Genomic DNA, 25,258 nt, shown 5'->3' with positions numbered 1-25,258 from the left:
ATTCTTTTGAAGTTACACTATTTCTTGTTACCACTCATTCTCTTCCAGCTCACCGGCAGAGTTGTCATCACTCCACATTCCTTCCGTTCCCGATGCCTTCCAGGTCTGGAAAGCGGAACACACGGCACGCCCTTCGGCGTTATAGGCGATAATCGCACTGATGTAATTCACTCCCGGACGCAATCCTTCGGTGATTTTGCGCGTATAGGGCAGAGATACAGGCACTCCGTTCTCTTCTACGAATTTTACCAGCTTCACTTCAATGTTATAGTCAAAGCCGATGTCCGCCACCGGATAGAATTCAATGACTTTCGCTCCGAACGTAGTACCTGTTTGCTGCTCGGAAGTAATCAGAGCCGTATTGTCCGCAATCTCCGAAACTGTCAGGTTCATGGTGGGAATGACACGCGAAGCCGAATCATCCTTGTCCGAACAGGAGGCAGTTATCAGCAGTAGAACGAAGATAAATGCCATATTTATATGTAAGTTCTTCATAATCATATTGTATTAGTTTTATTATTGTAGATTCTTATACCGCAGCAATGCTTCTAAAAAATAATAATCGGCATACGTCAGGGGGACATCCACTTCGCTTTTATCAGGAAGTGCACCCACGCTGTGCTTCAGGATGAAACATTCGTTCGTACCCGGTTCTGCCAGATACTCTTTCGAGGCAAGCGTACGGAGTTGCTTTTCTGCCATGGCAAGATAAGATTCCTTGGCGTCCGTGCCGGGGATATAACGGCTTAGCTCGATAAAGGCGGAGGCCATGATAGCCGCAGCGGAAGCATCCCGATAGGTCTGTGCTTCTACCGGAGCGTCGAAATCCCAGTAAGGAATACCGTCGGCAGGCAAACGGCGGAGCAGCATATCGGCGATATGCCCGGCTTGCAACAGATAATTCTGATACCCCGTCAAGCGGAACATCATCGTATAGCTATACAAGGCCCATGCCTGTCCGCGACTCCAAGAGGAATCATCCGAAAAGCCCTGCACTGTTTGCTTGCCGCGCACTGCACCCGTTTCAGGGTCATAATCCACCAGATGATACGTGGAATAATCATCCCGGAAGTGATGCTGGATAGTGGTATTGGCATGCGTACAGGCAATGTTCTGCAAAGAGTCGTCGGCATAGGCTTTCGACATGGACAACAGCAGTTCAAGGTTCATCATATTGTCAATAATCACCGGGAACTTCCAGTCGCAGCCTTTGCGCACAAAGTCCCAGCTACGAATCACACCGGCAGCAGGATTGAAGCGGGTTGACAAGGACTTGGCGCCCTGATAGAGCACTTGTTTATAAGCCTCATTACCTGTCAGCCGGAAAGCATTCCCGTAACTGCAATTCAACTGGAAACCGACATCGTGGTCCTTGGTCACGTATTGTATAGAGTCGAGTTTCAGCGTGTTCTTCTCGGCCAGTGTTTTCACTGCGTCCTTCCGGGTATATTCGTAGATATACCAGAGGGAACCGGGATAGAAGCCGCTGCACCACCAATAGATATTCGAGGGAACAAACTCACCGTCGGCAGAGAGCGTGCGGGGAAGTGTCTTTTCTGTCAAGCGGGTGTCCATAGTCGTGTATTGTTGCTCCGCAACGGCAAATACACGGTCAATCAATGCCTCCATCGGCTCCTGCTTCGTGCAGGAGGCCAATGTCAAAAGTCCGAGTATAGATATTAATAGGATTCTCATACGTTCCATTCTTTTTATTTAGGGGACAGGGTTGTGGTAAATGTGGCGGTCTGATTGGCGGTGACCGTTGCTTCAAAGCCGACCATATAGGTGCCCGGATTAGCCTGGTCGTAAGAGTTCTCGCTGGTAGTACTCCATTGCTTGTAGGTAGGCTTCACGCTTCCGCTGGCTGTGAGATACATCACTTTGCTTCCGTTCGTTAGTACGATGCGGTTACTTTCCACCGTCGGAACGGCAGGCGTCACCATACACCAGCGCACTTTAGCGGATTTATCCGTTCTCGCCTTTATCTCATCCATGACTACTAAATCTTTATCATTCACGATTTTCACGGTACGGGTAGCGGACGCCGCCTGATCGGACACTACTTCAGTCAGATCGAAAGTGGCTCCCAGCTCCGTAGCGGTATTGATGGTAGTAGTCAGTGTAGCCGCCCCATTTACCCGGTGACGGGCGTCGTTGATTGAAATCGTGCTATGATTCAAGTTATTCAGGCGGAATACATCCCAACGCATCGAGTTCTGTCCCATATCCCAAAGATTACCACCCAAAGCTACCAATTTCGACTCGAGCGTTGTATAACTTTGCAGACCGAAATCCATTGACCAGCGCACTCCATACGCGTCGTACACAAACGAACCGGCATCCATGTGTCCGTGGCTCGAACCTGCCTTGCCGCCTTTGATTCCGAGGTATTTATCCGTATCGGTGTACGTCCAGTCGGTATGTACCATCACCACGGGCGTTTCCCCTTTTCCACTCCATAGTTTATTGGAAGGAGCGGAGATCGCGTCCAGATTCAGATTATTGGCAAACGCCATAATCATCGGCAACAGGCGGTTTTCGGCACAGGAAGCATATTCACCGTTCTTCAGCATTTTAAGCTCATTATATAATAAGGACGGATTACTGTATTTATCGGCAAACCACCACGAAGCCAATGCCGCAGTAGAGGAGGGAGCACAGTCGGAATAATTAAAGAACTTACTGTTCAAGCCTGTCATATACAGCATATACTCTGCCGTCTTGGAGAATCCCGGTGTATCAGAAAGCCCGTTATCCGTGCCGAGCGTACTGTTAAGGGCGGCAAGCATCAATACCTGATAGAGCGTGCCGTAACACCAGTAACCGCTGCCCTCCGGATAGTTGCCGTCGGGAGAATACATCACTTCCAATGCAGGTTTGTTGGATTCCAATGCTTTTTCAATCATGTCCTTTGCTTCGGAAGGATTGTTTTCATAAGAAGCCAGTGCCGCACAGACCAGTCCACCATTACAAACCTGGTTCCAGTTGTTGGTGGCTTCGTAGAAGTTGAGGTTCCAGTTCTTGTTCTGTGCCTGTTGGAAGGCAAACTTCAACAGTGCGTTGGCCGCTTTTGTACGGGTGGCTGCGCTTAGTTCGTTGTAGAGCCAGTCGTAGCCGAATGCAACAGCCGTAGCCATTTCGCCCACATCGAGAAAGTGGCGTTTCGAGTTCCAGTCGGGAAAGTTGCAGACAGCGTTCATATCCGTCTCCGCTTTAGTCAGGTATTTGGCATCGCCGGTCATCCGGTAGGCATAAGCACAGGTGAAAATACGCAGCAACGCGTCGCGGGATACATCGAGGATACGTTTGTTGCTGGCATCCAATTTATAAGTCAGTGCCGTGGCGTTCATCCCTTTGCTGTTGCATACCCCCATAATGGTATTATGGAGCAAGGTCAGATTGGCACTCGAATTAGCATCCACTTTGGCTTTCAACGCAGTGAAGGCCTCGGCGTTCATCAACAGGCGGGGATGATTGTCCGCGGTCAGTTTGGAATAATCCAATCCGCCCTCCGGCTCCGTGGGATTCGGTTTCTCATGGGTAGATCCCGGACGGAATCTGTTCTCATCTTCATCGGAACAACTAACGGCTGTTCCTACAAAGAAAGCTATGATGATTGTTTTAAAAAGAATCGTTTTCATGGTTCAATGAATTTATTTGTATTACTACTTCAAAGGAATAAGTCGTACTTTCAGTTGCGAGGCACGATTGGCAGGAATCACCGTCTCAAAGCCAACGCGGATGGTTCCCGGATTGCGGAAATCATATTCATGCGGGGGCACGTTCGACCAGGTTTTCATTTCTACTTCCGTATCGGCATCTACCGTCAATAGCATCCGTTGTCCGTCTTTGGTTAATTCCATCCGGTTCTTGCCTGTAATTTTGGCTTCCGCCGGAGTGACCATTATCCAGGATACGGTAGCTTCCTTGTCCCCCGTCTGCAACCGGTCGGTTACTTCCAGATGGTCTTTCTTATCCAATATCACGGTGCGGACGGCTTTCTTTACGCTGTTGGCAAACACACTCGACAGGTCTACTTCCGCCCCTTTCTGTTTCTTCGACTCGAAAGTACGGGTGATCGGAGCATTACTCTTTACCAAATGGCGTTCGCCGTTAATCGTCAGGGTGTTGTGAGCGATATTGCTTAGTCGGAATACTTCCCAGCGTTGTCCGTTCTGCGACATATTCCACAGGTCTACTCCCTTACTTTCAAGCGTGATGTAACTCTGCATACCCAAGTCCATCGCCCAACGCACCCCGTCTCTCTCGAAGATAAACGAACCGGCATCCATGTGTGCATGAGAGGTAGAAGGCGAACCGCCTTTCACTCCCAGATAGGTATCTTTCTTGCTGTCCCATCCGCCACGGTAGATAAACACAGGCGTATCTCCGCGACTGAACCAGAAGTTTTTCTTCGGCTTGCCGATATGCTTCAAATCGAGTTGCGAACAGAACACCATCAGGCTGGGCAGTAAACGGTCTTCGGCAAACGGCATATCCAGCCGGTCGAGATACTGACGTTCAATCCACAACAGGGAAAGGTCTTTCGCTTTGCCTGCAAACCAGAACATCATCATGTTGCACTCCGCCTCTACCGGAGAATCCGAGAAACAGAAACAGTCTCCGCCCGGAGCCGTCATATACTGCATGAAACGGGCAGACTCCATGAAGCCGGGGGCTTGGGAGAGCCCATTGTCTGTGCCGAAAGCACTTTCGAGCGCAGCAATGAGCATTACCTGAAAACTTGTCCCGTACCCCCAATATCCGAATCCTTCGGGATAACCTCCGTCGGGACCATAACCTACCATCGCTTTCGGATTTGTCTCCATGCATTTCTCTATGATGCCTTTCGATACTTCCGGAATCTCTTCAAAAAGAGCCAGCGCGCCATACGCCAATCCACTATTACATACGGAATTCCAGTTGTTCTTAGCTGTATAGAACCAGGCATGACGGGTGTTCTTTGCCGCGTCGAACCCTTTCGCGATGATTGCTTCGCGCACCACCCGGCGGGTGTCGGGCTGCAAAGAGTCATACAGCCAGTCATAACCGATAGCCAATGCCATTACCATCTCACCCACATCCAGGAAATGAGTGGGGTTCCAGTCGGTGAAACGACTGACGGCCAGCATCTCCTGTTCTGCACGGAGAGCGTATTTCCGTTCTCCCGTCATACGGTAAGCGTAAGACAGGTAGTAGATACGCTTCAGCGCGATGCGCGAAATCGCCAGCAGGCGTTTCCCCTCTTTGATACGTTCCACAGGTGGTTCCGTAAGTGTCCGGTCACAATGTTCCATGATACGCTGGTGAACAGTGGCCAACGGGGGATACTCCGCAATAGCTTTCCTGATGGCTTCTTCTCCTCCCGCCGGCAATAACAACCGGGGATGAGGCGCTATCTTGCCATAATCAAACTGTTGCGCAACTGCACCCGCGCAACCGGATACAAAAATGAGTAATAGTAAAAGTATTTTCTTCATCCTTATTCAAATCTTTATGATTAATACGCCCAACCGCTTCGTTTAGTCAGGTTCGGGTTCTTTTGCGTTTCAGAGATAGGAGCAGTCCATGGCCACATGTAATTGGTGTAATACCAGTTATACTCTACCAGTTCGCCCCACCAGGACTTGCCGCCATTCACATCTTTTCCCTGGAATTTGGTTTCTTTGTAGGTTCCCCAACGTACTTCATCGAAGAAGTTGATTCCTTCCAGACAGAATTCCACGCGACGTTCATAACGTATCCTTTCGAGCATGTCTTCCTTTCCGTTCACTGCGCACGGGCCGCTTCCGCCCTCTGTCAACGCAGGCATGTGGGCACGGGTACGTACTTTATTCACCAGGCGGATGGCTTCTCCCGTCTGATCGGTCTGCGCCAATGCTTCGGCATACTGCAACAGTACATCGGTATAGCGAATCAACGGCCAGTCGGTATGGCAACGGCTCCGGCTAATCAAACGGTCTTTCTCAAACTCATTGTACTTGCGATAGCAGTAGAAAGCAGAAGTACGTTTATCGAGCCAGAAGTCTCCACCATTCGTGCCCTGCTCCTTCAACGGCCAACGGAGTTGTTTACCGATCTGGTTGGCATCTCCTGCGTAATTAGGTTTGTAGCAGTCCACTGGCACATAAGGAGTGACGACGGTCTGTTGCAGACGCGGGTCACGACTGTCATACGCCTTTTTGATGCGGGCTTCATTACCGCTGTTCAGGTAATATTTCTGATAGATATCTTCGCCTACCCGTTTGATAAGCGCATTCTTTTGTGAGGACATGGATTCCAGTCCGTCACGGCAGAAGAAGATTTCACGCTGTTTCGGAGTCAGCAAGTCCCAGTCTTGTAAGCCGTCTACTTCCGACCATTTGAAGTCCGATCCGTCTGCGTTCTTATAGTAGTCCACAAAGTCTGCGGAAGGTTTTATTTCCGTCCAGCCATCATACGTATCGCGGGCACCGGTCATTTGCTGAATGTTATCACAATAACCGGTTTCTTCGCTGAACTGGAGCGAGAAGATCATTTCTTTATCCTTTTCGTTTTCATATTTGAAGAAATCGGCATATTCGCCTGTCCACAAGCCATAACCACACGTTTCCACTTCTTTGAAATCGTTGCCTGCTTCCTTGTATTGCTTCTTCCACATATATACCATACCACGTAGGGCATAAGCGGCACCTTTAGAAGGACGGCCGTAGTTTTCATTCAGCGTGTTATTGGGGAAGTCGGGATTGTTGATGCAATACGTCAAATCATCCAGAATCACTTGCCATACCTCATCCACCGAAGATTGGCCACGGGTACAGTCTTCGTTATTGATAGGTTCCAGATAAACGGGAACACCCTGATAAAGCATATTCAGACGATTGTACGCCCAAGCACGGAGGAAACGGGCTTCGCATTGGTAACGCGCCAGTTTATTAGCACTCATATCCGCTTTATGCAGATTGGCAATCGCATCGTTACACGCATGGATAATGGTGTAACAGAACTTCCATTCATACCACACCTGAAAGTCATTGGCAGGCTTGGTGGCCAGCGAAAGCAGTTCCACCGGATAGTTGTTGGAATAATAATCGGTTGCAAAGCTCATAGCTTCGATTCCCTGACGGTTCAGTCCGTCGGCACGGCGAAGCTGGGTAGAGGAGAGTTGGGTGGCATAGAACGGGAAGTAGAGTCCTGCCATTCCCTTGTCGGCAAGCTCCTCCGTGGTCCACATGTTTTCACTTGCAATCTGGTCTTCCGGAGCCACATCGAGAATATCCATGCAGGAGGTAGCCGCCAGCGCCATCGTTAAAATCATTAATATCTTTTTCATATCAGATTCTGTTTTTTTTAGTTCTACATCATTAAAAGGTAATCTGTCCGCCAAAAGAGATCTGACGCATCAACGGATAACCGATGGCAGTTCCTATTTCCGGATCGAGTCCCGGATAACTGGTGATCGTCAGGATATTGTCCATCGACACAAAAGCACGGAGCTTATTAACAAAGAACTTGCTGGAAATCCGTTGCGGCAACGTATAGCCAATCTGGATATTCTTCAACTTGAAGTAGTCGCCCTTATATTCGTTCCAGTCGCTCTGGATTCTGTTATTATAGGTAGTACCGTATGTCAGGCGGGGATATTTGCCCCACTGGTTGGTGCGCGGATCGTCCGGGTTGGAAGGATCGAAGAAGTAATGGTTATCGGCGATATGCTCGATAATGCCATATCCGTGGCTGACCAGTGTCGAGTTGTAGTAATCCGTATTCCAGTTGAGGTAATGCCCGAAAGCTCCCGACCATAACATGGAGAAATCAATATTCTTGTAAGAGAAAGCACAGTTGAAACCCAGGTTGAATTTCGGGACACTGGTGTGTCCGGAGAAATCCCGGTCGTTGGTATCGCCGTAGTTCATATCACCGTTGCTGTCGGCATAGAGTATGTCACCATACCAAAGCTGGTCTTTGGCAACTGTCTTCATTCCTCCGAACGAATAACCGGAGTCAATCATAGCCTGCACCCATACCATATCTTCTTTTGTACGTATCATTCCGTCCTTCGGCCCCGCGTGGATATCCACCGCACCTCCGGTATAGCCTTCGCCGGAACCTCTGTACACCTTATACATATAGGTTTCCCCAAGTTGGCGGCCTTCGCAGATGTAACCTCCGAAACCGGATTCGGAGACATCACTGAAGTTATTGACATAGCTCACTTTGTTTCCCTGCGCATCATACGTCCAGTATTTCTGGAGTTCGCCTTTGAACTTCATTACTTTGTTGGCGTTGAAAGAGAAATTCATACCCACCCGGTATTCGAAATCTTTTCCGATGCGGTCGTTCCAGTTGAGGGTAAATTCAACACCACGGTTGCGCACTTCACCCAGATTCTCGGGAGCAGAGCCTACGACACCCATCGAAAGATAGAGTTCGGGATGGTAGAGAATGTCCGAAGTATACTTATTATAATAGTCTATCTCACCCGTCAAACGGTTGTTGAAAAAGCCGAAATCAAGTCCGATGTCGGTGGTAGCGGTACTTTCCCAGTGCAGCTTGTCATTGCTTAGTTTCTTGCGTACCAGTCCTTTGGTTCCTTCACCGTCGATTACGACATTGCCTGTGGCGTAGTTTGCCTGCCAGTCGTAGTTGCCCGTAGAGTTGTTACCTGTCTTTCCCCAGGAAACACGAAGTTTCAGGTTAGAGAGATAGTCCGATGCTCCCTGCATGAACGATTCTTCCGAGATACGCCATCCACCGGAGAACGAGGGGAAATATCCCCAACGCTGGTTCACACCGAAACGGGAGGAGGCATCGGCACGAAGGTTGGCTTCGAAGAGATAACGCCCTTTATATCCGTAGTTGACACGGCCGAAATAAGAGAGCAATCCCCATTTGGCGGGTGCCGAGCTGGAAGATCTGACGAGCGTCTCGTAAGTGCTTAATTCGTTCAGCGTCCAGTCCGTAGCGCCTTTACGAGAAACAGCAAAGCTCTTGCTGTAATATTCCTGTGCGGAATATCCGAGCAGTGCGCCCAGGTCGTGGTCTTTCTTGATGGTTGTATTGTAGCGTACCAGTATTTCGGCACTCTGACGCCAGGTGCGTGCGCTCGTATTGGTGATGGAAGCGTTCTCCAACGCGCTTTCGCTGACACGCTGGTCGGTGACGTAGTCCCAATAACCATTCTGGCGGCTATAAGAAGACTTGTCGGTGAATGTCGGTGAATAGTTGAATGTACCTTCAATGTTGAGCCCTTTATAGGGAGTGATAATTCCGTAGACTGATGCGTTGAGACGCCAGACGGTATTGAAACCGGTGGCTCCTGCCATCTGACCGAAGATATTATTGGCATTGGAAGATTCTTCGCTGGCCAGTGCGGCACGTCCCCAGTAGTTAGGTTCGCCGGGGTATACACCCGGAGTGGTCTGATAGAGATACTTGAATCCGTTGCTGATATTAGCCATCCCGTAATCTTGCTTTTGCCCGTAGAGACGGGTGCCGACGGTCATCCATTTCACTATCTTGGCTTCCAGGTTGGTACGGAAATTGATTTTCTGCGTACTTGAGTCGAGGTTCCAGCGGTTCATGACTCCCTGATTGTCAAGATAGCCCAAAGAAAGCATGTATTTCACTTTCTCCGAACTGCCGGAGACAGACAGGTTGTGCTCTTGCGAATATCCGGTGTCGAATACTTCGTCGAACCAATCGGTGTTGGGATAAGCCACGTAATTGGGTACTCCGTACTCGTTCAGCCCGTTCGGATCGGCAGAAGCAGCCCTCCAGCGGTCGATGCTTTCCTGCGAGAAGATGCCTTTGGTATTCACATTGTCGCAAGCTTCGTTCACCAGTCCCATATAACGGGCATAGTCGCTTACGAAAGAGAGGTTGTTGTAGGGCATCTGCACGACTCCCGAATAAGAATAGGAGATTTGCGGTTTGCCTTTCCCGTTTTTGGTGGTGATAAGGATGACTCCGTTGGCGGCGCGCGTACCGTAAATAGCTGTGGAGGCAGCGTCTTTCAGTACGGAGATGCTTTCGATGTCGTTGGGGTTCACATTGTCCATGCTCCATTCGATACCGTCCACCAGGACCAATGGGGAGTTGGTATTGAACGTACCGTTACCGCGGACGCGGATGGTGGCACCGTCCGAGCCGGGTTGTCCCGAAGCTTGTGTGACGTTCATACCGGCGGCGAGTCCCGAAAGGGCGGAAGAAACACTCATGATGGGTCGTCCTTCCGTCTGGTCGGCAAAGTTGATGGAAGTCACGGAGCCGGTCAGGTTCACTTTCTTCTGTACACCGTAGCCCACTACCACTACTTCATCCAGCACTTTCGTCTCCACTTTCATCTGTACATCAAGTTTCGTACGCCCGTTCAGGGGAAGCGTGGTGGTCTGATAACCAATGTAACTGAAAGAAACGGAAGGTTTGGCAGAAGTTGTTTTTAAGGTGTAGTGTCCGTTCAGGTCTGTCAGGACACCGTTTGTTGTACCTACTTCGACGACGGAAACACCCGGAAGGGTTTCTCCATTCTCATCGATCACTACTCCACTTACCGTAACAGATGTTTGTGCCCACACCACATCTGTCAGTAAAAAGAGCAAAGCCAATAAAAATAATAGATAATGCTTCTTTTTCATTTTATTAGATTTAATGAAACAATTAGGTTGTTAAATACTCACCCTGCAAAGAAATGGGATATTTAGCCAACCTAATAATACTGTTTAGGCGATTGATGCCACTAATTAAGAAAATTCGGCGGAGAATGAAAAGGAAAATCAAGCTTTTAAGATTTCGACCAGCTTTTATCAGAAAATGACTAGCTAGTTTTATTTCATATTTAAAAATAGGTTGTATTTTTGCCCGATACCTAATCACTATTCGTCGAATATCTAATAAAAACAGTATGAAAAAACATTTTCTACTTCTTATTTTATCATTTTTATTCCTGCCGATTGCACAAGGCAAAGTAAAACTTCCTGCAATGATGGGAGACCACATGGTACTCCAACAGAACAGCTCCGTTAAGTTATGGGGGTGGGCGGACGGCAAGAAAGTAACCGTCACCACTTCGTGGAACAACCGGACTTATCAGGCATCTACGGATAAAGACGGGAGCTGGCTGGTGAAAGTAGACACTCCCGAAGGAAGCTATACTCCTTATTCTATTACGATCAGTGACGGCACTCCGGTCACTCTCTCGGATATACTGATAGGGGAGGTGTGGATCTGCTCCGGACAGTCGAACATGGAAATGCGCATGATGGGAAATACGGCACAACCCATAAACAACTCGCTCGAAACACTGCTGAATGCAGGTAACTACCGTGACCGTATCCGGTTCATCACCGTACCGAGAACAAAAGAAACAAAACGTCGCACGGATTTTGAAAAAAGGAAATGGGAAGTATCGTCACCCGAAACCACGATTGATTGCAGTGCCGCCGCCTATTTCTTTGCCCGCCAACTGACTGAAAGTCTCCATCTTCCGGTAGGACTGGTCATCAACAGTTGGGGTGGTTCACGAATCGAAGCATGGATGGACGAACCGACTTTGGGTACTATCGAGGGGATGGACATGGAAGCTGCCAAAAGCCCTAAACGGGATATACACCAACGTCTGGAATGTTTGTACAACTCTATGTTGTACCCCATAAAAAACTTCACGGCACGCGGTTTCCTATGGTATCAAGGAGAATCAAATATATCCAATTACCAATTTTACGCACCGATGATGAGTGCTATGGTACAACTATGGAGAAATATGTGGGAAGCACCCGATATGCCTTTCTATTATGTGCAGATTGCTCCTTACAAATATGAAAACAGCAGCAATACGGGAGCCGCTTTATTGCGTGAAGCACAAGTAGAAGCACTGAAAACAATCCCTAATTCGGGCATTGTACCCACTACGGATATCGGTGATGAATTCTGCATCCATCCGCCACAGAAGGATGTAGTAGGACTTCGGTTGGCTACGCTTGCACTGACTAAGACATACGGTATCCGCCGGTTGCCATCCAACGGTCCGATGATGACCAAAGTGGACTATGCGGACAAAAAGGCCATAGTGACATTCGATAATGCACCTGCGGGGTTGTTCCCTACTTTCTCCGAACTGGAAGGATTTGAGATTGCGGGAGCGGACAAGAAGTTCTATCCGGCGAAAGCAAAGATTGTAGGACGTACCAACACAGTAGAAGTGTGGAGTGAAGAGGTAGCACAACCGGTTGCCGTGCGCTATGCTTTCCGCAATTATGTGGGAAATATCACGCTGCGGAATACTTTCGGATTGAGTGCTTTCCCGTTCCGCACAGATACGTGGGATGATGTGAAATAAAGGCTTCTATAAAGGGGATAATTACCCTGTTTACAGGAGCTATATATCCAATCTGTTGGGCATATATGCCCAGCGTGTTGGGTATATATATCCAACGTATTGGGCATATAGATCCACTACGCAGGATATATAGCTCCTGCAAACAGGGGATATAAAGAAAGGAAATTATGAAACGATCCATCTTATCTATATGTATACTGCTGTCATCGGTTTCTCTGGTCTTCGCCAATATCTACAAGAAATATGACGTTAGATCGGGGTTATCGGGCAACTGTGTCCGGAGCATCCTTCAGGATAGCATCGGATATATGTGGTTTGCAACGCAGGACGGGCTGAATCGTTTCAACGGCATCGAGTTCACCAACTACGGACATTCGTCAGAAAACGGCGGAAACAGCTATATGAATATAGTAACGATCTGCCGCCATCAGGATAACAATCAGATTTGGGTGGCCAGTACGGAGAAGCTGTATTTATTCGATTCGTGGGAAGAGAAGTTCTCCGTATTCGATAAACAGACGGAAGACGGGGTGTCAGTCAACAGCGTCTTCGGAATGGCATACGACAATGACGGGCAGTTATGGATCGGAACAACCAACGGGCTGTTTGTCTACAACGAGAAAAAAGGTACGTTGAGGCAATATCTGCATTCTCTTTCCGATCCTCATTCATTGCCGGATAATCACATATGGGTGATTTATAACGACTCGTTCGGGACCATCTGGATAGGTACCCGGAATGGGCTGGCGAAATACAACCAACGTACGGACAACTTCACAGGATATATATCCGAGGGCACTTCTTTCGGACGTCCTGCCTGCAACGAGATTATCTCTTTGATGGAAAGTTCGCAGGGAGTATTATGGGCGGGTACATGGTACGGGGGACTGGCACGTTTCAATAAAGAGACAGGGCAATTCCGCTATTACTTCGGAGAAGGGGACACGCTTACCATTCCGCGCATCCGCACCTTGTTTCAACGGACAGCCAACTCTTTCTATCTCGGCTCCGACGACGGACTTTATACATTCAACACCACGACAGGAGAATGTCTGCCTACCGACGACGAACAAAATAAAGAAAGTATCTATGCCTGTTATCAGGATAGGGAAGGGGGAATCTGGATCGGGACTTATTTCAGTGGAGTAAGTTACCTGTCTCCCAAGCATAAGGATATCGAGTGGTATTATCCCAATGGTACGGAAAATTCTCTTTCGGGAAATGTAATCAGCCAATTCTGCGAAGCTCCCGACGGTAACATCTGGATTGCTACCGAAGACGGGGGACTGAATCTCTTTGATCCCCGCACGAAGAAGTTCAAAAACCATCTGTTGAGAAGCAGTAACCCTAACATCGGTTATCACAATATCCATGCACTACTATACAATGAAGGAAAATTGTGGATTGGCAGTTTCTCACGGGGATTATATATCCTGGATACTCAAACGGGAAAAATGAAAAACTATCGCCATAACCGCGCAAACCTACATTCAATTCCTAACGACCATATCTACTCTATCTATCAAACGAAGGATGGCAGCATTTATCTGGGAACGCTTTCCGGATTCTGCCGGTATGACCCGGCAAGTGACTCTTTCCGGACATTGGAACCTTTAAGCCATATCTTTATCTACGATATGGTTGAAGACCAACACGGAGACTTGTGGCTGGCAAGCAAAAGGGACGGTATCTGGCGTTACAACCGCCAAACCGGTAAATTGCACAACTATCGCAACGACCCGGATAACCCTGATTCTCCTTGCAGCAACTGGGTAATCCGTGTGTATATCGATCATAAGCAGCATCTATGGTTCTGTACCGAAGGCGGTGGCATCTGTCGTTATCACTATCAGGAAGACCGTTTTGAAAACTTCTCAACCAAAGAGAATCTGCCGAACAATATCATCTATGGCATACTGGACGACCAATCGGGTAACTATTGGCTTTCTTCCAATAGGGGACTAATCCGGTATGAGCCGCAGAACAAACGGGCACAGCTCTATACCATCGAGGATGGATTGCAAAGCAACCAGTTCAATTTCCGCTCTTCCCTGCAAGCCAGTGACGGAAAATTCTATTTCGGTGGGGTGAACGGGTTCAATAGTTTCTATCCGTTCAAATTATCGATTAATAAGGTAAGGCCTACGGCGTCTATCTCGGCGGTATATATGCACAGCCCCGACGACAAAGTAAGCCTTAGCAAGCGTATACCTGCTCTTAGCGGACAAGTAACGATTCCTTATCAGGTGGTATCGTTCGACATCGCATTCGAAAGTCTTAGTTATGTGGCTCCCAGCAAGAATTTATATGCCTACAAACTGGACGGTATTCACAAAGAATGGATATATACGGATAAACATAACGTATCTTTTCTCAACCTGCCTCCGGGTGAATATACTTTCCGTGTGAAAGCCAGTAACAACGATGAATATTGGAGCAATGACGACTGTTGCCTGCATATTGAAATTCTTCCTCCACCCTGGAAGACCATTTATGCCAAGATTTTCTATTTACTAATAGCGTGTGGCCTCGCATATTTTCTGATACAGCTTTATTTGCGTAAACAGCAGGCTGTGAAAGCAAGAAAGATGAAAGAGATGGAACAAATCAAGAATCAGGAATTGTTCCAGTCGAAAATTACATTCTTCACCCAAGTGGCACATGAAATCAAGACTCCGGTTAGTCTTATCAAAGCTCCGCTGGAAGCGATTTTGGAAACACATGAATGGAACAGTGAAGTGGAAAGCAACCTGTCTGTGATACAAAAGAATACCAACCGGCTGATGGAGCTTATCAAACAATTGCTCGACTTCCGCAAAGTGGACAAGGAAGGTTATACGCTTTCATTCAATGAAGTGGATATCAACCGGATGATAGAGGACATCATCGACCGTTTCCGTGCCATCTCCCTGACCGGAATCTCTTTCAGTGTCTCTCTGCCGAAAGAACATCTGCAATATAATGTAGACCAGGAGGCGCTGACTAAAATTGTCAGCAACCTGCTGACGAATGCCATGAAATATGCCCGCACCCGCATTATGGTGATTTTGGACGAACATCTGTCTGCAGAAGGGCGTACGCTCTCCTTGTGTGTACGCGACGACGGTCCGGGTATTCCGCAAGAGGAATGCAGCAAGGTTTTCGAACCGTTTTATCAGGTGGGAAACACAGGAAACAACGGTTCGGGAGTAGGAATCGGATTGAGTCTCGTCAAATTGTTGGTGGAAAAGCATAAAGGAAAGGTTTATATCAATCCCGGCTATACGGAAGGATGCGAAGTATGTGTGGAAATTCCGTATTTGGAGAAAAGCATCTCTGTCAGCCCCTCCATTACTTCCATGCCCGACAAGGTTCCCGCTCTGGAGGAAGAGAGCGAACCCGCCGGTTACTCTCTTCTGGTAGTGGAAGACACGACGGATATGCTGGAGTTTCTGGCTAAGAATCTGGGAAATACCTATACCATCCATACAGCCGCCAATGGCAAGGAAGCGTTGGAATGTCTGGAGACAACGACAGTAGATCTTATTATCAGCGACATCGTCATGCCTCACATGGACGGATTCGAATTATTAAAGTCCATCCGTTCCGACAATATGCTTTGCCATATCCCGTTTATCCTGCTTTCGGCACTCGACAGCATCGATTCAAAAATTGCGGGTCTTGACTATGGTGCGGACGCTTATATAGAAAAGCCTTTCTCGCTAAGCCACATGAAAGCCACTATCAATAATCTGCTTGAAAACCGGCGCATGCTGTTCAACCACTTTACAACGGTTCCGAATATGTCATACGACCAGACATTAATGAACAAAACAGACGTGAAATGGCTGAACACGATCAATGAAATCATTACCCGCAATTTCACCAATGAAGAATTTACCATCGACAAGATGGCGGAAGAAATGGCTATCAGCCGTTCCAACTTACAACGCAAATTGAAAGGACTGACCGGAATGCCGCCCAATGACTATATCCGGTTGATTCGGCTCAAAACTGCGGGAGAACTTTTGCGGGAAGGGGAGTACCGGATTAATGAAGTCTGTTTCATTGTAGGATTCAATAATCCTTCGTACTTCGCCCGTTGCTTTCAGAAACAGTTCGGGATATTGCCGAAAGACTATGTGAAGAAAGGAGGATAGGCTTTAATATAAGTCCCTCCCCCTTTACAATCATCAAATCTTTCTTTCAGTTTATTGTTATTATATTGATTCCGGGAAATGTTGATGCGTTCAATGTAGCCGGGTGTACCGAACTTTCCGCTACTACCATCGGGCAACTGTAACCTTGAAATTACCTGTGACATTTTTGTTCTTATTTTAAGTATTATACGGGGAAAAACAAAAATGTCACAGAACTAATAATCAATCATTTATACCTAAAAAAGGCCTTATTTTAAGAGAAGTTTACAAAAAACAACCGCATGTTTTTGCTTTTTTTCCGCTAGAAAACTGCATTTTCTTTATAATATCCTATCTATTACCGCTTTTGGGGCTTTCTTCCCCCCAAAAACGTTCCTTCCAAAGCAGTATCTGCTTACACTTGTGCAACTTCCACGACGGACTTGGGCAACCATCCGGATACACAAGTGCAACAACACAGTTGCTCAAGTGCATTTGATGAATATATGCGGAAGAATCGGTTAACAGATAGGAAGAAGTCATTAGTTTATATAGAAGAAATCATTAATACTACCTGATGGATAAATAAAAATATACTATAAATTGAACGATAAATACGGTAGAAATATATTCATAAAACATGTTGGGCTTTCTTCATCACTAAAAAGTATATTACGGATTTATAGATTACAGAAGAATGTAAATTGTTAATATACAAACATTTATATCTCAAATTTGAAATATGATGTATATTTGATGTGCCGTTATCAGAGGGTAGACACAAGAATTGAAAGCTTTGTAGGGGAAGGATTTTAGGAACTGTCGGTATCTGAGCCAAAAGATAAAAAAATAATAATAACCTAACCTCTTTTATTCAGGATGTTACATAATTGTGCAACTTAATATATCTTTGTTACATGAAACGTAAGATTACAACATACGGTGGCTATTTTGAGAGATTCATATCGACTCTTTCAACCAAAGAGTTACTGAAATTAAACTATAGGAATCAGAAGATAGAATGCCTGTCAAATTCATCAAATTTATACGTGATGGATTATATGAGCTACGTATGGAATATAATAGTAATATTTACCGAGTATTTTTTATTTTTGATGATGGACAAATAGTTGTGTTATTTAATGGATTTCAGAAGAAAACTCAAAAAACTCCATCAAACGAAATAGAGAAAGCATTAAAAATTAAGGAGGCTTATTATGGAGACAAACAATCATCAAATCGTTGACTACAGTGCGGTTCTTGAAAAGAAATTCGGCAAACATGGTACAGAAGAACGTGCCAAGTTTGATGAAGAAGCATACACTTTCTATACTAGTCAAATACTACTTGATGCACGTAAAAATGCACGTTTAACGCAAGAGGAGCTTGCTAAGCGAATCGGAGCAAATAAGTCCTATATTTCTCGAATTGAAAAGGGAATTACAGTTCCAAGTGTTGCTACATTTTATAGAATAGTAAATGCTTTAGGTTTAAGTGTGGAACTTAATCCGGTACTTTAATAGTGTAATTATTTTAATACGGATTATAATTAAAATTTCGAGTAGAGTATAGGTCGAAAGTGCCATATACTCTACTCAAAATATATACTAGAACTGATGCATCCTCAATTCCTTATCAACCAATATTCCATCTTTTAAAGTCAATTCAAACTTCACTTTACGTTTCGCTTTCAATTTCAGAATAAACAGGTCTTCCGAACCATTCAATGATTCCTGTTTGCCCAAGTTGACAAACGTAGGATAGAGTGATTTCATTCCGTTGGTATGCAAGCGGTCGTAAGTAAGGTTCTCCATGGCTTTCATATTCAATGACTCTACACCTACGAACTCATAATCATTCTGGTCGTAAGGCAAGGCAAAGCTGAGCGCATTTACCGCTTTCAAGTCATTGCCCTTCACACGGATTTCAACGATTTCATCCTTCTGATACAGACGTTTCGGGGTGCTGATTGACAAAGAACCCGATACTTTAAGCGTATCTTTTCTGCCGACACCGCCTTCAAGTTGGGTGGCTACTACGGATATATCATAAGCGTCTATCAAGTCATTCATGTTTATATCACCTTTGCTGATATATCCTTCATAGTCCGAATCTCCACGGCGCAAACCGGTGTAGTTCATATAGGAAGTCAGGTCGTTGCGGTCAATCTTGCCGTCGTTGTTGATATCTCCCTGCAGGTAGCTGGCTGTTCCCGGCACCTTGAATACATAAAGCTCACGACCGGAAGCGTAGTTGCCCACACCTGCCGTTATATTAAGCTTGATATAACGTGCGGTAGGATGGTTGGCAAATTCAAAGACTTTCACTTCACCATTCCGTTTCCAGTCGAATGCTCCGGCTTCCATCCAATGCTCTTTATCCATGCTGTAAGATACGGAACCTTTCAGTATCGTACCGTTTCCGGCATCGGTGCGTGGCAGGTAGTGGAACTTGTCAAGCTGGTTAACGGTCTTGAGGTCGATAATCAAATCCAGAGGAATAGCGTTGGTACGGTATTTTGTATGCCAGTTGTCACCAGACTCGGCAAAGTCGAACAAGCGGTTGACACCGAATCCTCCCTGTGAAGGAGCAGTAGATTCACCTTCAATGCCATGGATGGCAAATTCCAGCGGGTTCGCTTTCGTAGTTACCTGGATAGCAGTCCAGTCGGAAACGCCGTCCTTGTTGACCGCACGCACTTTGAAAGAATAAGGAGTCTCGGCTTCCAGTCCTTCAAACAGAAGATAAGTGTTACGGATGGTTGTATAGAGCATTCCGCCAAACTCGATTTCATAGAAGTCGGCATTGGTTATCTTGTCCCAAGTCGGTTTCAAGGTGTATGCTTCCCGGTTTTCTTCGGTTACCTGCGCATTCTGCGGAGCTGTCAGAGTACCGGTGCTTACACGATAACGGTCGGCGGGCTCAAAACGGAAGCCTTCCACGTTTACCGTGGTCTGATGGGCGGTAATATCGGTAGCAGCCAGTCTTACACGTACTTGCGGATTCTTCGTGATGGTCACTTTCTCGAATTCGCTGCCTTTTGTTGCAAACTTATTCAAGTTCGGAGTTTCTTCGTACCAAAAGACGTTTTCACCTTTCAGGAAGTCATCAGCTGTGTTCACTTCTGTAAGTTTCACGGTTTTGCCGTTTATCTTGGCTGATAGTTTCTTCGGCTTTTCGGTGACATTGATGCGCAGTTCCGTCTTTTTATCTTTCACGAAGCCGTCGAAGTTGCCGGCTGCCGGATGAATGGTAATCGTCAATGTATTCTTTTTGGCATTCACGTCGGATTCAATCAGGGTAGATACGGATTTCTCTTGACGGTAAGCTTCCGTCACGCCGTCATCGTCATACTCAACGGTAGCGGTATGGCGGTTCGGGTAAAGCTCATAGATGCGCAGGGACGGGTCTATCTCGCTGACATTGTTGTGGGGGTGGGTCATCGGGATGATAGAGCCGTTTTTCACGAATACGGGCAATTTCCAGATAGGAGTATCGAAGTTGTTGAGGATGCGGTTGCCCTCGTACTTCTCACCGGTAAAGTAGTCAATCCAGGTTCCTTCGGGCAGGTAGATACCATCACGGATGTCATTGCCTTTCTCGTCGGCTTGGGTATTCTGATAGATGGGAGCCACGAGGAAGTCCGTACCGTACATGAACTGGTACTGCGTGGCAGGACCGTAAGTGTACGTATTCGGGTAGTCAAGGAACATGGCGCGGATTAGCGGCATTCCGTCCACCGCTTCCTTGGCAAAGCTATATGTGTAGGGGATTAATTCGGATTTCAGCTTCAGGTACATTCGGTTGATGGATGTAGCCGGTTCGCCTAAAGCATGGGGGTACTTCTCATTGGCGCCCCAGCCATCCATATTCAACTGCATGGGGGTAAATGTCTTCCATTGGAAATCACGAATATTGACTGTTTCATTTTTGCCGCCGAATATTCCGTCCATATCAGAACAGATATTGGGCTGTCCGGAAAGACCAGAACCGATATAAGTCGGGATGTGGAAACGGATATATTCCCATACGCCGCCTGTCTGGTCGCCCGACCAGATGCCGGCATAACGCTGCGTGCCTGCCCAACCGTCGAGCGAAATGATGAAAGGACGGGCATCATTGCCATAATAAGGCATGATATGTCCCACATCAGCCACACCGTTCAGCCCGAAGGAGTATCCGGCTCCCACCCAGGCAACGTCGGTTTTCAGTACACGTACGCCTGCGTCACGCACTTCTTTCACGATGTCACGTTGCAGCAGAGCGCTTACACCTTCTTTCGGATGCAGGTCGGACTGTGTCCAAAGTCCGATTTCCACTCCGTTCTTACGGGCATAATCGCCCAGGCTTTTCAGGTTGGCGATGTTGCCGTCCAGCGTTTCCGTCTGTCCGTAGCCGGCGCCGTAACCGTCGTTGGGTAGCAGCCAGCCGAGGGGCATGTCATGGTTCTTGTAACGGTCAATAACGGCACGTGCTGAGAACTGGTAGTTGTTTTTCTCACCGTTCAGGGATTCTTTGATGCCGCCATTGTCTTTCTGGCTTTCCTTATAACGTTTTCCGTCTTCGAAGAGGATTCCTTTCTCATCCTCTTTCCAATAGTCGCGGTTGTAGGCGTTAAGGTGCCCTTCGTAGAAACCGAATTTGGGCAATAGTACGGGATTTCCCGTCAGTTGGTAAAAATCGTTCAACAGGGCAACGGCTCCGTCGTTGACCATGTAAAATAAATCAAGGTAAGAAGAATTATGGGATAGTTTCACTACGTTTTTTTCTGTTGCGCCAAAGTCATATTGGCCTTTCTTGAAGGTGTACCACATCATTCCATAGCCTTTTGTTGACCAGTAGAAAGGGGTGGGGGAAGCGACTCCGCCATCTGTCCAGCTATTCTGGTTTTCGATGGCAATCACTTTGCCCTTGTGGGAGAAGCGTCCGTTCTGCACACCGCCACCGTAGAAATATTCGTCCGGCTGTTCTTTCAGGGTGACGGTCACTTCTTTCGGACTGAATGCCACCGGGGCAGTCTGTTCGATGACACATACGTTTGTTTCGAGGTTAAAGACTTTCATCAGGGATGTCTGTTTGTCGAGCTCAACCCGTACCTTTCCGGTAGTCAGGATGATACGACCGTCCTTTTCGTCCAGTGTAAGAGCGGATACCTTGCGGCGGGGCTGGTCGACAAGTATTTGCGCTTCAGGTTTCGCTTCGGGGTCACGAATAATGCCGCCGGAGTTATCCTGAAAGACACGGAAGATGTTCTCTCCGTAGAAGTCAATAGTCATCCGCTGGTTGTTTGTAAACAGCACATCGACTGTAGTCGGATTTACCCTTTCCGCCCGAAGGATTCCCGAAGTTTCGGATGCTTGTATGGAAAGAAATGAAATGGGATGTAATAACAATACTAGTAATGCGATGAACTTGAGATACCGCAAAGAAAGAGAATGACTGTTTTTCATGCTTTATTTATTTAGAATTAGACATAAGATGCTTGTCGTAATACAATGATAAATACACGTAAATCACCTGTTACCCTAATTTTATAGCCGTTTTTTAACTATTCTTTGTTCTTATTGCTTTTTTTCACTATTCAAGGGTAATAATGAGGAAACAATAGGAGAATAGAAGAACAGCAACATTAATTCCACCAGAATGGAATTTTAATGCTGCCGTTACTATTACTCTATTAAATATTACTTGCTCTTATTAAGTATGCTATTTTAAGCTAACCTTTTATTATATTCAGTAAGAAGCTGTTGCCGGAATACCTTCCTTTTCCAATAAAGCCACAATACGGTCTAACTCTTCATGCGTAGCTTTCTGCAAATTATGGTCGGGAGTCTCCCGGTCGATCGTATAAATCATCACTTGACGGGGAGCGATTTCTTTCACTGCTTCTATCCAAGGGAGTACATACTTATCAGATGTATTATCTACATCTTTCCCCTGATAACTTCCTTTCAGGAACATCGTTTGTACGATGCAGTTTCCTTCGAACTCTTTCATTCTTTCGATGATCTTCTTAACAGAATATTTTCCGTTAGGACGGTCCAACAGATGAATGTATTCTTCATCCACCGTATCCAGTTTCAGGATATTGTTATCTATCTTGTTCAGTGCTTCGAATACGGCAGGACGGTCGATAAATGTAGAGTTACTCAATACGCTTACTTTCGCTTTTGGGAAATACTTGTCGCGAAGCGCAAGTGTATCTTCTATGATTTCCGGGAAATGGGGATGCGCAGTCGGCTCACCGTTTCCGGCAAATGTCAATACATCGGGGGCGGGACCATTTGCCTGCATATCTTTCAGTTTCTCTTCGAGAGCTGTGCGGACTTCTTCACGGGTAGGAAGAAGTTTCTTCGTACGACGTTCGGCATTGAAACCACACTCACAATAAATGCAGTCGAATGAACAAACCTTACCGTCGTCCGGCAATAAATTGATTCCCAAAGAAACGCCCAAACGGCGGGAATGAATAGGGCCGAAGATGGGCGAAGGAAAAATAATAGTCATCTTATTCTAATTTTATCATTTACAATTTACATACTTTATCAACCAATCATTTCTAGTCAATACTGCAAAATTAAACTGCTCACTTTGTCTACTAATTTCTCCAATTAGTCGCGCACAAAGATAACCCAAAACTTATAGGTTATTCTATCTGTACGACCATTTTTTCATCACCCCAAACAAATTATGACTCTAACGCCACTCAAGGAACCGCACGGAAATATGGGTCCATTCTTCGCAAAAACAGCATATACATATCACGTACTTCTACTTGGGAGTGCGTTGTGCTAAGCTTCTCCAGCCTATCGTACAGACTATGCAATTCGTCCTTCAAACGCTTTACCGTACTGTTATGTTCAGCATTTTTCTGTATAATCTCCAGCCACGCTTCCAAACATATCAGCTGGATATCCATCTGTTCATAACTAACGGCAGACTGCGGATCAAAATCGTTAAACAACCCCTTATAAAGATCCCGGAAAAAATCAATATCGCCATACCCCTTCCCGTCACTCTGCAACGCCTGCAATCGAAGAGCAGAAATTGTCTTTACACTCAACAATTGTTTGAACAACTTCGCCAGTTCCGGATACAGAAGCTTGTTTCTTGTTTCCAACAAATTCTCTTTTACATAGGCACATTCCATCTCCTTAACAGGATGAAATAAGCAGTTGTCCAAATCAAGCATTGCCTGACGCTGCGCATCTGCCGGTTGAGAACTACCCACCACCTTTGCCATTTCCATCAGATAACTCCCATACAGACGAATAGCCTTTCTGTATATATCAGTGAGCGAACTCCCTTTGTCGTATTTCTTCCCCTTATACACAATCTTATCCAACCGACTCACTACCGTCTGCAAATCCGATATTTTGACCGCATAATCTTCTGAAAATGAAGAATCAGCATTCTCCTTCCCTGATGGTTGGAATAAACGAATGTGGTCTGGTAAATTATGATCTATCCACTGGCGGAGCTTCTCCCGTTCATCATAACAATTTTTGTCTCCTTTGAAAGGATGATAGCCAAAATAAACAATCCGGCAATCATCATCTCCCACTTTTAAAGTCTTTCCACACGAACTTTTCGATAAACTTCTGCGCAAACCTAAAAGATATCCAATCTCTTCCGTTATTTCATTTTGCAACAATTCTTTTTCCACTTCTTTAGAATAACGGTCAGCCAGAACACGCGAATCCGAGGCACCGCACCTTAACAGATAGTCGTCTAATTTTCCTTTCAGGAATCCATGTCCGATATTCAGACGACATGAAAGTATCTCTCCGGTACGAGGATGGCAGGTAAAGCCGCTCTTGACTCCCGGTAGTCTCAAATCATAAGATATAAAAGCACGTTGTTCTGCCGGAATGATCTTTCGGTCTGCATACCTCACTTGTAAAGCATCATGAATACCAGCTTTATGGAAGGCGGTATTCCATGCTTCCACTCCTTCCTTTACTGCCTGAAAATATTCCTTCGGGAAAAGGGTATCTACATAGAAAGTAAGCGGTTGCGACATATCCCAACGAAGAATCAATGAATCTTCTACCATACAATAAGGACTCTGCGAATAATCTTTGAAACTCAATGTCCGGTAGGGTATTCTGTAATCTGCCAGGCGGATCTGATCTTTTTTCAGAGGCAGCAAGCGTACCGCACAAGTGACTTCCAAAGGCATACTACCTTCAGGCAATAGAACGGCAGAACTGGACAGCATATATCTTTCCGCTTCAACTCCATGATAACGCCTGACCGTAAACGACACGCCTTCCTTAAAAGGATGTATTTTCATTATTTCCGACAGTTCCGGAACCAAGGAACGAATAAAATTATGATTATAGCTGAACCAGTCATCGCCAGTCGTCAGATACTCTGTTATCCGAATAATAGCTCCCTGCTCTTTTGAATACGCCACCACCGGATAGCTTTTACCGGCAGGTTGCCTGTTCGACAACGAGAAAGATTGCTGATATGTGCTTTTTTCATCTAAAATACGCTCTGTATAAAACGGTTTTTGAAAGCATATTGTAGCTTTATCCGGAGAGATAATACGCACTACTCCCAGTCCGTCAACCGGACGATTCAACAAATCAAACCCCCGGTCTATCTGTCCGCTGACTTCAATTTCCCGCCCGATATATTTTTCGGGTATTTCCAAATAGATTTCTTTTTCCGCTACATATACAGGAAACACACCGTCGATCTTATCCATCCCGGCAACAAAAAACTCGTCAAACGGCTTGACGGAATCCTGTGCCTGAAGCAAAGCTGTGACACACAACAATATACCAATCACATATCTTCTTCTCTTCATGAATTT

At 46.2% G+C, this 25,258-nt stretch carries 13 protein-coding genes and 1 pseudogene; 4 read left to right on the top strand and 10 right to left on the bottom strand.

The genetic code is table 11. The features are described from left to right. Positions 1 to 27: 27 nt before the first annotated feature. From CLIN57ABFB40_RS13130 to CLIN57ABFB40_RS13105, 6 genes are read right to left on the bottom strand one after another with little or no spacing between them, the layout of a single operon-like run. Positions 28 to 501 carry a hypothetical protein gene (locus tag CLIN57ABFB40_RS13130; RefSeq protein ID WP_175630525.1) on the bottom strand — a complete coding sequence of 158 codons (474 nt, stop codon included), beginning with the start codon at positions 499 to 501 and terminating at the stop codon, positions 28 to 30. A 15-nt stretch (positions 502 to 516) separates the two neighbouring features. After that, positions 517 to 1,695, bottom strand: a complete 1,179-nt coding sequence (locus tag CLIN57ABFB40_RS13125; protein WP_175630524.1) for a glycoside hydrolase family 88 protein — start codon at positions 1,693 to 1,695, stop codon at positions 517 to 519. Positions 1,696 to 1,709: 14 nt separating this feature from the next. Beyond that, the gene (locus CLIN57ABFB40_RS13120; protein ID WP_175630523.1) at positions 1,710 to 3,641 is read right to left on the bottom strand and encodes a heparinase II/III family protein; all 1,932 of its coding nucleotides are present in this window, start codon (positions 3,639 to 3,641) and stop codon (positions 1,710 to 1,712) included. Between the two features lie 24 nt (positions 3,642 to 3,665). Then, entirely contained in the window at positions 3,666 to 5,480 is a 1,815-nt protein-coding gene (locus CLIN57ABFB40_RS13115; RefSeq protein ID WP_175630522.1) for a heparinase II/III family protein, read from the bottom strand. Positions 5,481 to 5,500: 20 nt separating this feature from the next. After that, positions 5,501 to 7,312: a RagB/SusD family nutrient uptake outer membrane protein gene (locus tag CLIN57ABFB40_RS13110; RefSeq protein ID WP_175630521.1), complete on the bottom strand. Its 1,812-nt coding sequence runs from the start codon at positions 7,310 to 7,312 to the stop codon at positions 5,501 to 5,503. A 31-nt stretch (positions 7,313 to 7,343) separates the two neighbouring features. After that, positions 7,344 to 10,616, bottom strand: a complete 3,273-nt coding sequence (locus tag CLIN57ABFB40_RS13105) for a SusC/RagA family TonB-linked outer membrane protein (protein WP_175630520.1) — start codon at positions 10,614 to 10,616, stop codon at positions 7,344 to 7,346. Positions 10,617 to 10,882: 266 nt separating this feature from the next. On the opposite strand from CLIN57ABFB40_RS13105, the gene CLIN57ABFB40_RS13100 reads away from it, so the two are divergent. Continuing rightward, positions 10,883 to 12,316 (top strand): sialate O-acetylesterase, encoded by a 1,434-nt coding sequence (locus tag CLIN57ABFB40_RS13100; RefSeq protein ID WP_175630519.1) that lies wholly within the window; start codon positions 10,883 to 10,885, stop codon positions 12,314 to 12,316. A 167-nt stretch (positions 12,317 to 12,483) separates the two neighbouring features. After that, on the top strand, positions 12,484 to 16,455 hold the full coding sequence (locus tag CLIN57ABFB40_RS13095; protein ID WP_175630518.1) for a hybrid sensor histidine kinase/response regulator transcription factor: 3,972 nt from the start codon (positions 12,484 to 12,486) through the stop codon (positions 16,453 to 16,455). On the opposite strand, the gene CLIN57ABFB40_RS13090 is transcribed toward CLIN57ABFB40_RS13095, so the two are convergent. Beyond that, entirely contained in the window at positions 16,434 to 16,619 is a 186-nt protein-coding gene (locus tag CLIN57ABFB40_RS13090; RefSeq protein WP_175630517.1) for a hypothetical protein, read from the bottom strand. The two genes, CLIN57ABFB40_RS13095 and CLIN57ABFB40_RS13090, sit on opposite strands and share 22 nt — an antisense overlap. 732 nt (positions 16,620 to 17,351) lie before the next feature. On the opposite strand from CLIN57ABFB40_RS13090, the pseudogene CLIN57ABFB40_RS13085 reads away from it, so the two are divergent. Both CLIN57ABFB40_RS13085 and CLIN57ABFB40_RS13080 read left to right on the top strand, forming a co-directional pair. Then, positions 17,352 to 17,680 (top strand): annotated as a pseudogene (locus CLIN57ABFB40_RS13085) (type II toxin-antitoxin system RelE/ParE family toxin). Beyond that, positions 17,652 to 17,954, top strand: coding sequence for a helix-turn-helix domain-containing protein (locus tag CLIN57ABFB40_RS13080; RefSeq protein WP_175630516.1), 303 nt, complete (start codon positions 17,652 to 17,654; stop codon positions 17,952 to 17,954). Before CLIN57ABFB40_RS13085 ends, CLIN57ABFB40_RS13080 begins: the two are co-directional and overlap by 29 nt. 87 nt (positions 17,955 to 18,041) lie before the next feature. Here the strand turns inward: CLIN57ABFB40_RS13080 and CLIN57ABFB40_RS13075 are convergent, their stop codons facing one another. The 3 genes from CLIN57ABFB40_RS13075 to CLIN57ABFB40_RS13065 form a co-directional block, all read right to left on the bottom strand. After that, positions 18,042 to 21,884 carry a TIM-barrel domain-containing protein gene (locus tag CLIN57ABFB40_RS13075; RefSeq protein WP_175630515.1) on the bottom strand — a complete coding sequence of 1,281 codons (3,843 nt, stop codon included), beginning with the start codon at positions 21,882 to 21,884 and terminating at the stop codon, positions 18,042 to 18,044. A gap of 283 nt (positions 21,885 to 22,167) precedes the next feature. Continuing rightward, entirely contained in the window at positions 22,168 to 22,941 is a 774-nt protein-coding gene (locus CLIN57ABFB40_RS13070; protein WP_065539907.1) for a radical SAM protein, read from the bottom strand. Positions 22,942 to 23,140: 199 nt separating this feature from the next. Beyond that, complete coding sequence (locus CLIN57ABFB40_RS13065; protein ID WP_175630514.1) at positions 23,141 to 25,252, bottom strand: DUF5117 domain-containing protein; 2,112 nt, start codon at positions 25,250 to 25,252, stop codon at positions 23,141 to 23,143. Positions 25,253 to 25,258: the final 6 nt, after the last annotated feature.

Source organism: Bacteroides acidifaciens (genome assembly GCF_903181435.1).
Taxonomy (GTDB): domain Bacteria; phylum Bacteroidota; class Bacteroidia; order Bacteroidales; family Bacteroidaceae; genus Bacteroides.
The sequence above is the reverse complement of the archived record's forward strand: the minus strand, read 5'-3'. Positions and strand labels throughout refer to the sequence as shown.

What these genes read in the sequence shown, in the direction of transcription:
- CLIN57ABFB40_RS13120 (WP_175630523.1), bottom strand. Translation starts at nt 3,641, where the DNA reads ATGAAAACGATTCTTTTTAAAACAATCATCATAGCTTTCTTTGTAGGA.
- CLIN57ABFB40_RS13070 (WP_065539907.1), bottom strand. Translation starts at nt 22,941, where the DNA reads ATGACTATTATTTTTCCTTCGCCCATCTTCGGCCCTATTCATTCCCGC.
- CLIN57ABFB40_RS13090 (WP_175630517.1), bottom strand. Translation starts at nt 16,619, where the DNA reads ATGTCACAGGTAATTTCAAGGTTACAGTTGCCCGATGGTAGTAGCGGA.
- CLIN57ABFB40_RS13080 (WP_175630516.1), top strand. Translation starts at nt 17,652, where the DNA reads ATGGAGACAAACAATCATCAAATCGTTGACTACAGTGCGGTTCTTGAA.
- CLIN57ABFB40_RS13110 (WP_175630521.1), bottom strand. Translation starts at nt 7,312, where the DNA reads ATGAAAAAGATATTAATGATTTTAACGATGGCGCTGGCGGCTACCTCC.
- CLIN57ABFB40_RS13115 (WP_175630522.1), bottom strand. Translation starts at nt 5,480, where the DNA reads ATGAAGAAAATACTTTTACTATTACTCATTTTTGTATCCGGTTGCGCG.
- CLIN57ABFB40_RS13100 (WP_175630519.1), top strand. Translation starts at nt 10,883, where the DNA reads ATGAAAAAACATTTTCTACTTCTTATTTTATCATTTTTATTCCTGCCG.
- CLIN57ABFB40_RS13130 (WP_175630525.1), bottom strand. Translation starts at nt 501, where the DNA reads ATGATTATGAAGAACTTACATATAAATATGGCATTTATCTTCGTTCTA.
- CLIN57ABFB40_RS13095 (WP_175630518.1), top strand. Translation starts at nt 12,484, where the DNA reads ATGAAACGATCCATCTTATCTATATGTATACTGCTGTCATCGGTTTCT.
- CLIN57ABFB40_RS13105 (WP_175630520.1), bottom strand. Translation starts at nt 10,616, where the DNA reads ATGAAAAAGAAGCATTATCTATTATTTTTATTGGCTTTGCTCTTTTTA.
- CLIN57ABFB40_RS13125 (WP_175630524.1), bottom strand. Translation starts at nt 1,695, where the DNA reads ATGAGAATCCTATTAATATCTATACTCGGACTTTTGACATTGGCCTCC.
- CLIN57ABFB40_RS13065 (WP_175630514.1), bottom strand. Translation starts at nt 25,252, where the DNA reads ATGAAGAGAAGAAGATATGTGATTGGTATATTGTTGTGTGTCACAGCT.
- CLIN57ABFB40_RS13075 (WP_175630515.1), bottom strand. Translation starts at nt 21,884, where the DNA reads ATGAAAAACAGTCATTCTCTTTCTTTGCGGTATCTCAAGTTCATCGCA.